General features: G+C 69.1%; 13 protein-coding genes. 8 read left to right on the plus strand and 5 right to left on the minus strand.

Going from position 1 to position 12686, the window contains the following annotated elements; all coding sequences use genetic code 11:
- The first annotated feature begins 53 nt into the window (after positions 1 to 53).
- Genes ccmE through ACXJKM_RS08560 form a run of 7 tightly spaced genes read left to right on the plus strand, consistent with a single transcriptional unit; the run spans position 54 to position 6319 of the window.
- Complete coding sequence (ccmE, locus tag ACXJKM_RS08530; protein WP_457351621.1) at positions 54 to 476, plus strand: cytochrome c maturation protein CcmE; 423 nt, start codon at positions 54 to 56, stop codon at positions 474 to 476.
- Positions 473 to 2398, plus strand: coding sequence for a heme lyase CcmF/NrfE family subunit (locus ACXJKM_RS08535; protein ID WP_457351622.1), 1926 nt, complete (start codon positions 473 to 475; stop codon positions 2396 to 2398). Before ccmE ends, ACXJKM_RS08535 begins: the two co-directional genes overlap by 4 nt.
- Positions 2395 to 2919: a DsbE family thiol:disulfide interchange protein gene (locus ACXJKM_RS08540; RefSeq protein WP_457323780.1), complete on the plus strand. Its 525-nt coding sequence runs from the start codon at positions 2395 to 2397 to the stop codon at positions 2917 to 2919. The genes ACXJKM_RS08535 and ACXJKM_RS08540 overlap by 4 nt, the downstream gene beginning before the upstream one ends.
- The gene (locus tag ACXJKM_RS08545; RefSeq protein ID WP_457323779.1) at positions 2912 to 3277 is read left to right on the plus strand and encodes a cytochrome c-type biogenesis protein; all 366 of its coding nucleotides are present in this window, start codon (positions 2912 to 2914) and stop codon (positions 3275 to 3277) included. Before ACXJKM_RS08540 ends, ACXJKM_RS08545 begins: the two co-directional genes overlap by 8 nt.
- Complete coding sequence (locus ACXJKM_RS08550; protein ID WP_457351624.1) at positions 3274 to 3903, plus strand: tetratricopeptide repeat protein; 630 nt, start codon at positions 3274 to 3276, stop codon at positions 3901 to 3903. The genes ACXJKM_RS08545 and ACXJKM_RS08550 overlap by 4 nt, the downstream gene beginning before the upstream one ends.
- A 47-nt stretch (positions 3904 to 3950) precedes the next feature.
- Positions 3951 to 5276: a chromate efflux transporter gene (gene chrA / locus ACXJKM_RS08555; RefSeq protein ID WP_457351884.1), complete on the plus strand. Its 1326-nt coding sequence runs from the start codon at positions 3951 to 3953 to the stop codon at positions 5274 to 5276.
- Between the two features lie 23 nt (positions 5277 to 5299).
- Positions 5300 to 6319: a glycoside hydrolase family 88 protein gene (locus ACXJKM_RS08560; protein WP_457351626.1), complete on the plus strand. Its 1020-nt coding sequence runs from the start codon at positions 5300 to 5302 to the stop codon at positions 6317 to 6319.
- Here the strand turns inward: ACXJKM_RS08560 and ACXJKM_RS08565 are convergent.
- Entirely contained in the window at positions 6283 to 7056 is a 774-nt protein-coding gene (locus ACXJKM_RS08565; protein ID WP_457351628.1) for a hypothetical protein, read from the minus strand. The two genes, ACXJKM_RS08560 and ACXJKM_RS08565, sit on opposite strands and share 37 nt — an antisense overlap.
- Positions 7057 to 7119: 63 nt before the next feature.
- On the opposite strand from ACXJKM_RS08565, the gene ACXJKM_RS08570 reads away from it, so the two are divergent.
- Positions 7120 to 7908: a hypothetical protein gene (locus tag ACXJKM_RS08570; RefSeq protein ID WP_457351629.1), complete on the plus strand. Its 789-nt coding sequence runs from the start codon at positions 7120 to 7122 to the stop codon at positions 7906 to 7908.
- Between the two features lie 141 nt (positions 7909 to 8049).
- Here ACXJKM_RS08570 and ACXJKM_RS08575 read toward each other — a convergent pair whose 3' ends face one another.
- Genes ACXJKM_RS08575 through ACXJKM_RS08590 form a run of 4 tightly spaced genes read right to left on the minus strand, consistent with a single transcriptional unit; the run spans position 8050 to position 12554 of the window.
- A complete protein-coding gene (locus tag ACXJKM_RS08575; RefSeq protein WP_056193889.1) occupies positions 8050 to 9630 on the minus strand; it encodes a hybrid sensor histidine kinase/response regulator in 1581 nt (526 codons plus the stop codon).
- On the minus strand, positions 9627 to 10079 hold the full coding sequence (locus ACXJKM_RS08580) for a response regulator (protein ID WP_457351631.1): 453 nt from the start codon (positions 10077 to 10079) through the stop codon (positions 9627 to 9629). Before ACXJKM_RS08580 ends, ACXJKM_RS08575 begins: the two co-directional genes overlap by 4 nt.
- Positions 10048 to 11517: a sensor histidine kinase gene (locus tag ACXJKM_RS08585; RefSeq protein WP_457351633.1), complete on the minus strand. Its 1470-nt coding sequence runs from the start codon at positions 11515 to 11517 to the stop codon at positions 10048 to 10050. The genes ACXJKM_RS08580 and ACXJKM_RS08585 overlap by 32 nt, the downstream gene beginning before the upstream one ends.
- Positions 11514 to 12554: an ABC transporter substrate-binding protein gene (locus tag ACXJKM_RS08590; RefSeq protein WP_457324601.1), complete on the minus strand. Its 1041-nt coding sequence runs from the start codon at positions 12552 to 12554 to the stop codon at positions 11514 to 11516. Before ACXJKM_RS08590 ends, ACXJKM_RS08585 begins: the two co-directional genes overlap by 4 nt.
- Positions 12555 to 12686: the final 132 nt, after the last annotated feature.

Here is a 12686-nt window from a genome sequence, read left to right on the forward strand (position 1 = left end):
TCACTCACGGCCGTGGCCCTAGGCATCGCCGTCGAGCTGTGGTCCCTCCGCCGATGAAACCCCGTCACACCCGACTCCTCGGCCTGCTCGCCATGCTGACCCTGCTCGCACTCGCCGGCGGCCTGGTGCTGAAGGCCTTCCGCCAGAACCTCGTCTTCTTCGTCACGCCCAGCGAGATCGTGCGCGGTGAAGCGCCGGCCGGCACGCGCTTTCGGCTCGGCGGCATGGTGGCGCCTGGTTCGGTGCAGCGCGGCGCCGACGGCCTGATGAACTTCACCGTCACCGACGGCGCGCGCGACGTCGCCGTGAGCTACCGCGGCCCGCTGCCCGACCTGTTTCGCGAAGGCAAGGGCGTGGTCGCGCAGGGCAAGCTGGCCGGCCTGGGCTTCGTCGCCGACGAGGTGCTGGCCAAGCATGACGAGAGCTACATGCCGCCCGAGGCTGCCGCGGCGCTCAAACAAGCGAGCGCAAGATGACGCCCGAACTCGGCCAGTTCGCACTGCTGCTGGCGTTGGCGGTCGCACTCGCGCAGGCGCTACTGCCGCTGTGGGGCGCACAGTCCGGCCGCACGCGCTGGATGGCTCTTGCGCGGCCCCTGGCCACCGTCGGCTTCGGCCTCGTCAGCACCGCCTTCGCCACGCTGGTCGCCAGCTTCATCCAGCTCGACACCTCGGTCGCCTATGTCGCTGCCAACGCCAGCCATGAGCTGCCTCTGGGCTATCGCATCACGGCCAGCTGGGGCGGTCATGAGGGCTCCCTGTTGCTGTGGGTGTGGATGCTGTCGGCCTGGGGCGCGCTGGTCGCAGCCCGCAGCCGCGGCCTACCGCCCGCCTTCGCGGCGCGCGTGCAGGGCGTGCTTGGCGCCGTGGCGGCTGGCTTCCTCGCCTTCATCGCCTTCACGTCCAACCCCTTTGCTCGGCTGCTGCCCGCGCCGCTGGAGGGCCGCGACCTGAACCCGCTGCTGCAGGACCCCGGCATGGCGGCCCACCCGCCGCTGCTCTACATGGGCTATGTCGGCTTCGCGGTCGGCTTCGCCTTCGCGGTGGCGGCCCTGCTGGACGACGCGCCCGACGCCCGCTGGACGCGCTGGGCCCGGCCCTGGGTGCTGGGCGCTTGGTCGGCACTGACGGGCGGCATTCTGCTCGGCAGCTTCTGGGCCTATTACGAACTGGGCTGGGGCGGCTTCTGGTTCTGGGATGCGGTCGAAAACGCCGCCTTCATGCCCTGGCTGCTGGGCACCGCGCTGATCCACTCGCTGGCCGTGGCCGACAAGCGGCCGGGCTTCCTGCGCTGGAGCCTGCTGCTGGCCCTGCTGGCTTTTTCGCTGTCGTTGCTGGGCACCTTCCTCGTGCGCTCGGGCGTGGTCAGCTCGGTCCACGCGTTCGCGAGCGACCCGTCGCGCGGCCTCTTCATCCTGGCGCTGCTGGCGCTGGCCGTGGGCGGGTCGCTGACGCTGTACGCGCTGCGCGTGGGCCGCCTGCCCGCGGCCGAGGGCTACGCTTTCGGCTCGCGCGAATCGCTGCTGCTGCTGAACAACCTGCTGCTGGCCACGGCCACGGGCACCGTGCTGCTGGGCACGCTCTACCCGCTGGCGGCCGAAGTTATCTCGGGCACCAAGCTGTCGGTCGGCGCCCCCTACTTCGATACCGTCTTCCCGCCCATCATGCTGCCCCTCGTCGCCCTCCTCGTCATCGGGCCGCTGGCGCGCTGGCGGGTGGCGGCACTCGGCGCCGTCAAGCCGCTGCTGCCGCTGGCCCTTGCCGCGCTCGCGAGTGCTGCGATGCTGGCGTTCGCGCTGCAAGGCTCGCTGTGGCTGGCTGCCGGCATCGCCACCGGCCTGTGGGCGCTCGGCGGCACGCTGTCACTCGCCTGGCACCAGCGCGCCGCCTGGCGGCACAGCCTGCCGCTGTGGCTGGCGCATGCCGGCATCGCCGTCTTCGTGCTGGCCGTGACGCTGGTGCGCAGCCTGGAGCAGGCGCATGACCTGCAACTCGCGCCTGGCGAGCAGGTGCGCGTGGCAGGCCATCTGCTGCGCTTCGAAAGGCTGGAGGCCGTGGACGGCGCCAACTACCGCGCCGCCCGGGCCAAGCTGGTGTGGCAACACGGCGGTGAGGTCATCACGCTGTCGCCGGAGAAGCGCGTCTATACCCGTCGGCAGTCTGCGATGACCGAGGCGGCCATCTCGCGCGGCCCGTGGCGCGACGTCTACGTCAGCCTGGGCGATGCCGATGTCGACGGGCGCTGGGCGCTGCGCCTGCAGATCAAGCCCTTCATGAGCTGGGTGTGGATCGGCGCGCTGCTGATGGCCGTCGGCGGCCTCTGGGGCGCACTCGCTCGGGGACGCAGCCCGCGCGCCGAGTTGCAGCCCAACTTCGTCCCCGCGCTCTCGACGCCATGAAACCCAAGCTCGCCACCCTCGTTCCGCTGCTGGCCAGCGCAGCCCTCGTTACGCTGCTCGCACGCGGCCTGAACCGAGATGCCCTGGCGGAGCCCACTTCGCCCTTGATCGGCAAACCTGCTCCCGTGCTCGACCTCGAGCGCCTGGACGGCGAAAGCCTGGCTTTGCAAGGCCAGGTCTGGGTGCTGAATGTGTTCGCCTCCTGGTGCGCGCCCTGCCGCGCCGAGCTGCCGGTGCTGGGTCAGCTCGCCGAACAGAGCGGCGTGCGCGTCGTCGGCCTGGACTACCGCGACACGCCCGAGCTGGGCCTGGCCTTCCTGAAGCGCCACGGCAACCCGTATGCGCTGACCTGGCTGGACCCGCAAGGCAAGGGCAGCCTGGCCTGGGGCATCACCGGCGTGCCCGAAACCTTTGTCATCGACCGTCGCGGCGTCGTGCGGCTGCGGCTCACGGGGCCGGTCACGGCGGAGGACCTGAACAAGCGCCTGCTGCCCCTGATCGCGAGGTTGAAGCGTGCGTAGCCTCGTCGCGCCCCTGCTGCTGGCCGCGGCCTTCAATGCCCGGGCTGAAGACCTCGATACCCGCGTCGAACGTCTGGCTCAGGAGCTGCGTTGCGTCGTCTGCCAGAGCCAGAGCGTGGCCGAGTCCAGCGCGCCGCTGGCCGTCGACATGAAGCGCCAGCTGCGCGAAGGCCTGGCCGCCGGCCGCAGCGAAGTCGAGCTGCGTGAGGAGCTGGTGCAGCGCTATGGCGAGCAGGTGCTCTACCGCCCCGCCCTGCACGCCGGCACGGCGCCGCTCTGGTTCGGGCCGCTGGCACTGCTGGCCATCGGTGCCGGTGTCTATCTGCGCCAGGGCCGGCGGCGCGAGGAGCCGCGGTGAGCCTATTCATCCTCGCCGCCGTCGTGTTGACGCTGGCCTCGCTGCTGCCTCTCGCGCCGGCCCTGCTGGGCCCCAACAGCCCACGCGCATGGCGCACCGCGGCAGTCCTGGGACTGGCCCTGCCGCTCGCTGCCAGCCTGCTCTACGTCCAACTCGGCCGACCCGACGCCATCAACCCGCCGCCTGCGCTGCCCGCCAACCCCGTTCAGCAGATGGTGCAGCGCCTGGCCGACCGTCTGCAGCGCACGCCCGACGACGCCGAAGGCTGGGCCCTGCTGGCCCGCGCCTACGAGCAGCTGGGCCGCCCGCAGGACGCCCTGCCCGCCTACGCGCAACTCGAACGCCTGCGCCCCGCCGACCCGCAGCCGTTGAGCCAGCACGCCGTCACCCTCGCTTTGGTGCAAGGCCGGGGCCTCGCTGGTGAGCCCGAGGCGCTGCTGCAGCGCGCGTTGAAGCTCGACCCGCACCATGTGCCCACGCTGGCCCTGCTCGGCAGCGCCGCCCATGAGCGCGGCGACACGGCGGCGGCTGTGGGCTACTGGCGCCGCGTGCTGGCCGAGGTGCCGGCCTACAGCGACATCGCCGCCTCGCTGCGCGACAGCATCGCGAAGGCGCAGGCCCGTTGAACAGGCCCTACATTGCGGCTGACCGTCTTCAGCCCGGAGCCCCCGCCATCGACTCGCCGCCCCGCCCCGTCAGCTTCTGCGAAGCCTTCCGCTTCTGGCTCAAGCTCGGCTTCATCAGCTTCGGCGGGCCGGCCGGCCAGATCGCCATCATGCACACCGAGCTGGTCGAGCGGCGCCGCTGGATCAGCGAGAAGCGCTTCCTGCACGCGCTGAACTACTGCATGGTCCTGCCCGGCCCCGAGGCCCAGCAGCTGGCCACCTACATCGGCTGGCTGATGCATCGCAGCTGGGGCGGCATCGTCGCCGGCGCGCTGTTCGTGCTGCCGTCCCTCTTCATCCTCGTCGCGCTGGCCTGGGTCTACATGGCCTGGGGCAAGCTGCCCGTCGTGGCCGGCCTCTTCTATGGCCTCAAGCCCGCGGTGACGGCGCTGGTCGTGCATGCGGCCCACCGCATCGGCACGCGGGCGCTGAAGAACGGCTGGCTGTGGGGCATCGCTGCCGCCGCCTTTGTCGCCATCTTTGCGCTGGACGCACCCTTCCCGCTGATCGTGCTGGCCGCTGCCCTCATCGGCCACATCGGCGGCCGGTTGGCGCCGCAGGTTTTCGCCCTCGGCGGCGGCCACGGTGCTGCCAAGCAGGGCTACGGCCCGGCCCTCATCGACGACGACACGCCGACGCCACCCCATGCCCGCTTCAGCCGCAGCCGCCTGGCCCGCGTGCTCGCCATCGGCCTCGGGCTGTGGCTGGCCGCCATGGCCGGCCTGGTCGCCGCCCACGGTTTTCAAGGCGCGCTGACGCAGATGGGCTGGTTCTTCACCAAGGCCGCGCTGCTGACCTTTGGCGGCGCCTATGCGGTGCTGCCCTATGTCTACCAGGGCGCCGTCGAGCAGCACCAGTGGCTGACCGGCACGCAGATGATCGACGGCCTGGCCCTGGGCGAGACGACGCCGGGGCCGCTGATCATGGTGGTCGCCTTCGTCGGCTTCGTCGGCGGCTGGGTGAAGCAGCTCTTCGGGCCGGACTCGCTCTTCGTGGCCGGCGCCGCGGCGGCGAGCGTCGTCACCTTCTTCACCTTCCTGCCGTCCTTTGTCTTCATCCTGGCCGGCGGCCCGGTCATCGAGTCCACGCACGGCAAGCTGCAGTTCACCGCGCCACTGACGGCCATCACGGCGGCGGTCGTCGGCGTCATCCTCAACCTGGCCGTGTTCTTCGCGTATCACGTGCTGTGGCCCCAGGGCTTTGGCGGGCGCTTCGACGCGGTCTCGGCCCTCATCGCCGTCGGCGCCGGCATTGCGCTGTTTCGCTTCAAGCTGGGCGTCATGCCGCTGCTGGGCCTGTGCGCGGCGATCGGCCTGGCCACCACGCTGCTGTGAGGCGGCGCCAGGCCTGCATTGCCTTGGGCGCCGTCGCCACCAGCGCGCGCCCGGCGGCCCAGCCGCCAGCGAGCGACGCACGGCGCCTGGCGCTATCCATCGCCTCACAGTACGTCGCCACGCCAACGCCGCATTACGTCAGCGCGCTGCTGATCTCGGCACAGCGGCATCTTGGCCAGCTCGAGATGGCGCGCACCGCCACGGCAGCCCTGCGCGAGGCCGTCAGCGCGCCGGGCTACGCCTTGCCCACCGACTGGCCGCGCCTGGCCGGCTATGCCGCGCTGGCGGAAGCGGCGACGCTCGACGGCGACACGGCGGCCGGCGCGCTGGCCGTGCAGGCGCTGCGCTCGGTACTGGCCGACACCGCCGCCGGCCCGCGCCTCGCCGGCTTGCGCTCGTGGACGGACGACATGTTCACGGCCACGCTGCTGCTGGACCGCACCGCGCCCCTGCTGCCCGCGCAGGAACGCAAGCGCGCGGCCGTCGCCCTGACCGCTGCGCTGCTGCATCTCTCTGACCGACTGCAGCGGCCCGACGGCCTTTTTGAACACGCTGAGGCTTCCCCGGTCGCCTGGGGCCGCGGCAACGGCTTCGCGTCGCTCGCCCTTGCGCAAGCCTTCGCCGGCCCGCTGCAGGGTTCCGCCGCCGCAGCACCCCTGCTCGGGCGTCTGCAAAACCAGCTGTACGCGCTGCTGCCCCTTCAGGGCGCGGACGGCCTGTGGCGCCAGGTGCTGGACCAGCCCAGCGCCCAGCCCGAACTGACCGTGACGGCGATGAGCCTGACCGCACTGGTCATGGCCCGCAGCCACGGCTGGCTGCCCGCCGGCGTGGCAGACGCGGCCGTCACGCGCGCTTGGGCGGGCATGCAGTCGCGCATCGATGCAACCGGCGGCTTCCGCGATGTCTGCGCCGGCACGCCGGCCGGGCCGACGCTGGACTTCTATCTGCAGCGGCCCATCGTGCACGGCCGGGACGATCGGGCGGCGGCGATGGTGTTGCTGGCGGTTCAGTCGTTCTGCCGGGAGCCTGGCTGTTCGGCATAGCGCAACAACGCCTTTGCCGCCTCGACCCGCAAGGCCAGCGCGGCCGTCTCGTCGTTCAGCACCTGCTGCAGGAAGCGCTTGGGCTCCACATCTGCGCTCGACGGTTGAGCTGCGGGCGATGAGCCTGTCGAGACCACGGGCTGCAGCCGTTGCATCGCGGCGGCCAGAGCCGCCGGCTTGATGCTCTCCAGCCGCGCGAGCAGGTCAGCCTGCCCTTCGATGCCCGGCGGGATGTCCAGCCAGGGTGTGTCGGCAAACACCGGGGCGAGGTCGGGCGCGACGAAGGCGGACCAGTTTTCCGTGGCGTCCTGCTGCGCCGGCACGAGCGCTGCGTCGAAGGTCTGGCCGGCTGCCGATGGACTCAACCGCAGGCGTGCAGGCGCGACGCCGGCCAGATAGCGTGCCTGCAGATGGGCGAGAAACGCCTCCGCGCGCAATGCGCTCATCGGCGCCTGCAGCGAGAACCACAGCTGCAGCCCGTCGCTGCCCGACACGGCGATGGCGGGGGCGGGCAGCTCAAGATCGGCCTGCACGCCGCGCCAGACCTTGGACAGCACATCCCAGTCGGCGGGGCCAGTCAGCTCCATGACCATTGCCCGTACCTGGCCCGCACCATCGATCAAATGCCCGCCCAGATCCGGCGAGGTCAAAAGGTACAAGCGATGCAACTCGGACTGCAGGCGGTTCATGTCGATGGGCGTTGGGGGGCGAAGCGAATCTACCGCAAGCGTCGCCACCGCGAGGGCGGCCGCCCACGCCTATAGTGCATGCGGCCCGATGGATTCCGTTCGAAGGTGCACATGCAGCCACCCGCAAGCTTCGTCGCAGGAATCCTCAGGGTCGCCGCATGCGCCGTTTTCGTCGCCACCACGGCGCTGCTGCTCGGTGGCTGTGCCGGCCAATCACGGCTGCTGCACCCGCCTGCCCTCGACGCCACGACGGCACTTGGCTGGCGCGCCGAAACGGCGGACGGCATCAAGCTCGATGTGCAGCAAGTCATCGTCCGCAACGATGCGGCCAGCTGGGTGCGCGAAGCCGACTGGGATGAGTACGCGCTGGTCGTGCGCAACGACAGCCGCACACCGGTCCAGCTGCGCTCGATCTCGCTCGCCAACGACGTCCTCGACAACGTCAACCACACCACCGCACCCGATCAGCTCAAGAGCGAGACGACGCGCAATGTCGACGCGATGAAAACGGCCGGGCGCATCGTGGTGATTGGCTCCACCGGTGCGGTGGCCGGTGTCATGGTGCTGGCAAGCGCGGCCGGCTACACCGTGATGGTGCCGATCCTGCCTCTGGCCCTGCTGGTGGGCGGCATCTCGGCCTACCGAACGCAGAGCAGGGTCAACGCCGAGTCCCTGGTGATCGAGTATGAAATCAAGCGGCGCGGCTTCCAGTTGCCAGCCGACCTCGCCCCTGGCGCCGAACTGCGGCGCAGCGCGTTCTTCCCCGTCACACCGGCGCCGCAGCGCTTGCGCCTGCTGTATGGCGTTGGCAATGAGCAGCGCGAACTCCTGCTGGCATTGCCTGCGCTTTCGGGTCTACACATCCAACCCGCGGAAAAGGCGGAGCCCTCAGGCCGCTGAAGAACTTGGTCATCACCGGGACATCTATGCGTTTTGCGCGAAATCTATCGCGGGAATCCTTCAAGAGACGGTGATCTCGCCGGCCAATGGATGTGTTGTCCAACGCGAAACGAAGGAGCGGCGCACGCACCACCGGTAAGCTCACCTGGCCGCGGCCAGGAGCCGCCCAACCAGTGCGGTCAGGTCGCGGAAGGTGTCTTCCTTTTCAAGCACGGCGCGCACACCCGCGGCCGTCGCTTGTTCGCGCAATTCGTCGGTGATCAGGCCTGAGCTGATCACCACAGGCAACCCAGGGCGGAGGGAGGCGATCTCGCGTGCGACGTCGAGGCCTGAACGGACAGGCATGTTGTAGTCGGTCACGAACAAGTCCACTGCATCGGGTGCGTCGCCGAGGGCCGCAAGCGCAGCGGCTGCCTCGGTGAAGCCGCTGCAGCGGTAGCCGGCCCGCTCCAGCAGGCGCACGACGACCAGCACGACGGTCTCATCGTCGTCCAGGTAGATCACGTGTTCGCCATGCCCGAGGGACGGCGCATCCGACATGCGCTCGATGCTCATCGACGGCAGCGGCGGATTGACGGCAGGCAGGTAGAGGTGGAAGGTGCAGCCCTGGCCGGGGGCGCTGTCCACGGCAATGCTGCCCTGGTGCGCAACGACGATGCCATGGACGACCGACAGGCCCAGGCCCGTCCCCTGACCCGTCGGCTTGGTCGTGAAGAAGGGTTCGAAGATCCGCTCGCGTGTTGCGGCGTCCATGCCCATGCCCGTATCGCTCACCCATAGATGGGCATAGGGACCGGCAACCAGCCCCGACAATGCCCGGGCTGTGGCTGCGTCCAGATGCACCGCCTCAAGGCCGATGACGATCTTGCCGACCTCACCACGCAACGCATGCCAGGCATTCGTGCTCAGATTCATCAGCACCTGCTGCAGCTGAGTGGCGTCGCCATCGACATGCAGAGGCTCATCGCTCAGGCTCAATTCGAGTTCAGCGCCAGCTGGCAGCGTCACGCGCAGCAAGCCGTAGGTCTCATCGACGATCGGCCGCAGCGCGACGTTGCGCAATTGCTGCGGCTGGCGGCGGCTGAAGGTCAGGATCTGACGAACAAGGTCGCGTGCGCGCAGGCCGGCCTTCTGGATCTCGCCCAACATCGTCAGCGCGGGATGGTCGGCCTCGAGTTCACCTCGCGCGAGTTCGACATTGCCGAGGATCGCGCCAAGGATGTTGTTGAAGTCGTGGGCGATGCCGCCTGCGAGCGTCCCGAGGGATTCCATCTTTTGCGCCTCGCCGAGCTGCGCCTCGAAGCGTCTCAACTCGGCCTCCGCCTCTCGATGCGCGGCCCGGCGAGCGGCCTGGACGAGCTCGCGCTCGAGCACCGGCGCAAGCCGACTCATGTTGTCCTTCATCACATAGTCGTTGGCACCGGCCTTCATCGCGACCACGGCCGTTTCCTCGCCGATGGTGCCGGAGACAAAGATGAAGGGGATGTCCAGACCGCTCGCACGGAAGGTGGTGAGCGCTTCCAGGCCGCTGAAGCCCGGCATGCTGAAGTCGGAGATCACCGCATCCCACGGGCCCTGGACAAGGGCTGACTGCAGCGCCGCCAGATCCTGGACCCGGTGGAAATCAGGCGCGAAGCCTGCGCGGCGCAGCAGGCGCATCGCCAGGCGGGCGTCGTTTTCCGAGTCCTCGACGGCAAGAACCCTGATCGGCCGTTGATTCATGACGACGCCGGCCGCGGCGGCAATTGGTTGAGTGCGAGCCAGTAGATACCGAGCACCTTGACCGCCTCGAGAAACTCGGTGAAGTCGACGGGCTTGCGCACATAGCTGTTGGCGCCCAGCTTGTAGCCCGAAACGATGTCCTGCTCCTCCTTGGACGAGGTCAGGATCACCGCCGGCAGCAACGCCGTGCGGGGGTCGGCGCGCAGCGCCTTGAGCACGCCCAGCCCATCCAGCCTGGGCAGCTTCAAGTCGAGGATGATCAGTGTTGGCAACGCCGCCTCGGCACGATCGGCATGGGCACCACGCGCGAACAGGAAGTCGAGCGCTTCCACGCCGTCGCGGGCGACGACCAGCGGATTCATCAGATGGCTGCGCTTGAACGCACGCAGCGTCAGCGCGACATCGTCCGGGTTGTCTTCAACCAGCAGGATGACCTTCTCGTCGTTCATCGGTTTGCTCCAGGATACGGAAGAAGAATGTGGCGCCACTGCCGAGGCTGGCCTGGGCCCATAACGGCCAGCCATGGCGGCGCAGCACGCGCTGAACGATGGCCAGGCCGACGCCGGTGCCCGGGAAATCGCTTTCGTGGTGAAGGCGCTGGAAGGCGCCGAACAGGCGATCGGCGTAGGCCATGTCGAAGCCTGCACCGTTGTCGGCGACAAAGCAGACCCGGTCCCTGCCTTCATGGCGCATGCCCACGCGAATGACGGCATCGGCGGTCTTGCCCGTGAATTTCCAGGCGTTTTCGAGCAGGTTCTGCAGCGCGATGTGGATCAGCTCCCGGTCGGCCTGCACCCTGATGCCCTCGTCGATCTCCCAGCGCACCTGGCGCTCGGGCTGACTCCGGGCCAGTGTGGCCGCCATCTCGTGGACCATGGCGCTGATGTCCACCTCCTGAATCCGCAACTCGGCCCGCGTCACTCTCGCCAGGCCCAGCAGCTCGTCGATCAGCCGCCCCATGCGCTGGCTGGCGGCGCGGATGCGCTGCAGGCTGTCACGGGCCTCGTCGTCGAGCTGATCGCCATAGTCCTCGATCAAAGCCAGCGAGAAGCCATCCATGCTGCGAAGGGGGCTGCGCAGGTCGTGCGAGACCGAATAGCTGAACGACTCGAGCTCGTTGTTCAGCGAGACAAGTTCCCGATTGCTGAGCTCGAGCTGGCCGAAGGAATCCTGCAGCGCGCGCGTCATCGCGTCGAAGTGACGCGCCATCTCGCCGAGTTCATCGGCGCTGCCGACATCGAGCTCGAACGACCAGTTGCCGGCGGCCACCTCGCGAGTGGCCTGCTCGAGCCGCGCGATAGGGCGGAGCACGTCGCGCCGGAACATCCAGACGGCAGCCCCCGTGATCAGCGCCATCAACACCAGTCCCGCGGCCGTCACGAGGACCACTCGCTGTTGCGTCTCGTCGATACGAACGCCCGCATCGTCAATCAGCTTGGCCGCGTCGACGAGGCTTCTTTGCTGCAGGATCAGCAGCCGGCTGGAGATCTGGACCTCGAAGCGCTGCTGGACCTCGTCAGCGACGCCACCGGCAGCTCGCGTGGGCACAACTTCGCCGAACAAGCGGTGGCTGGCCTCGCCGTTGGCACGCAGCTCGGCCAGTGTCCTGGCTGCGGCATCGTCAAGGCCGGTCGGCAATGCAAGCAGGCCTTCAAGACGCTGCCAGACCGCCTGTTCCTGCAATCGGGCGCGTTCGCGACGGTTGAGCAGGTATTCGAAGGTGACCATGCGGATGTCGTTGAGCGCGCTGGCGATCGCGGCGCTGTGGCGGCGCTGCTTGACAGCGGCACTGACCTGGGTGTTCGCCCAGCCGATGCTGGCGGCGATCAGCACCATGGCGCCGAACATCAGCGCTGCGGCGATCCGGGCCTTGCTGCTGATCTTCATCGCACCACCGTCACCCGCCCCGGGCTCGCGGCCAGCAAGGCGTCGAGGCTCAGATGGGACAGGAAGTTCGGCATCGGCTGCGTGGGCGCATAACCGCGCGCCATCGCCCAGCCCGCCACGTCTTCAAGCGTGACCAACTGGGCCTGCTGCTGATCGACCTCCAGATCCAGGGCCTGCCAGGCCGGCTCGAGCGCCTCGGGGTCGAGCTTCAGGCGTGCCGCCAGCAGCGTCTTCGCCTGCTGGGGGTCGAGCTGCACGAAACGCTCGGCATCCAGCAGGGCCAGCAGCAGTCGGCGCAAAGCCTCGCCGCGGGTAGACATGAATTCGCTGCGGCCGACAAGCACGTAGTTCTGGGCATAGGCATCGGGTGCACTGAACGAGATGATGGCGCTGCCCAGGGCCAGTTCGGCTTCATGCCGGACCGGCTGCCAGGCGGCGATGGCGTCCACGCTGCCGTCGCGCAGCGCGGCGATCAGGCGGGTTGGCGGCAGGTCCACGAGGATCAGCGACTGCGGGGCCAGGCGATGGCGCACCATGAAGGCCCACAGGAAGTATTCGCCGCTGGTACCGAGGGTGACGCCCACCCGGCGCCCCTGCAGGCCGGCCGGTGAGCTGATTTCGCGGTCGCGACGCGCCAGCACGGCCAGTTCGTTGGAGGCGCTCGCCACCGCCGCCGCCATGCTCAGCGGCGCACCTTTGAGCACCTCGATGACGATGGGCACGTCGGCCGCGGCGGCGAGGTCCGCGCCGCCTCGCAGGAGCTCGGCCAGCGCAGCTTTGCCATGGGTTTGCGGCAGCACCGTCACTGCCAGACCGCGTTCATCGAAGAAGCCCCGTGCCGCGGCGATGTGAATAAGACCGGCATGCGGCGCCTGGGGAAGCGCAATCGAGAGCCGCTCGGGCGCCAAGGGCGGGCCGGACCGGCGCCGGCTCAGGCCAAACGCCGTGGCAAGCACGGCGAGTGAGGCCAGGCCTGCCAGATGACGGCGATTCAGACGGCGGTTCAGACCGCGACCCGCCGGGGTCGGAGCGCTCATTTGGTCCTCCCGCACCCACCACGCCAAGGCCATGTAGGCCACATGGATAACGGGTTAAGTGTGTTGTCTAAGCTCGTTTGAACGAAGAGTACGGGCACGGCTAGCGTCTTGCAAGGCCTGTTGCGTGACGTA

It is taken from the genome of Roseateles sp. P5_D6, from assembly GCF_054049415.1.

Coding starts and splice junctions, on each gene's coding strand:
- ccmE (WP_457351621.1), top strand. CDS start 54: ATGAAACCCCGTCACACCCGACTCCTCGGCCTGCTCGCCATGCTGACC.
- ACXJKM_RS08535 (WP_457351622.1), top strand. CDS start 473: ATGACGCCCGAACTCGGCCAGTTCGCACTGCTGCTGGCGTTGGCGGTC.
- ACXJKM_RS08540 (WP_457323780.1), top strand. CDS start 2,395: ATGAAACCCAAGCTCGCCACCCTCGTTCCGCTGCTGGCCAGCGCAGCC.
- ACXJKM_RS08570 (WP_457351629.1), top strand. CDS start 7,120: ATGCAGCCACCCGCAAGCTTCGTCGCAGGAATCCTCAGGGTCGCCGCA.
- ACXJKM_RS08575 (WP_056193889.1), bottom strand. CDS start 9,630: ATGAATCAACGGCCGATCAGGGTTCTTGCCGTCGAGGACTCGGAAAAC.
- ACXJKM_RS08580 (WP_457351631.1), bottom strand. CDS start 10,079: ATGAACGACGAGAAGGTCATCCTGCTGGTTGAAGACAACCCGGACGAT.
- ACXJKM_RS08585 (WP_457351633.1), bottom strand. CDS start 11,517: ATGAAGATCAGCAGCAAGGCCCGGATCGCCGCAGCGCTGATGTTCGGC.
- ACXJKM_RS08590 (WP_457324601.1), bottom strand. CDS start 12,554: ATGAGCGCTCCGACCCCGGCGGGTCGCGGTCTGAACCGCCGTCTGAAT.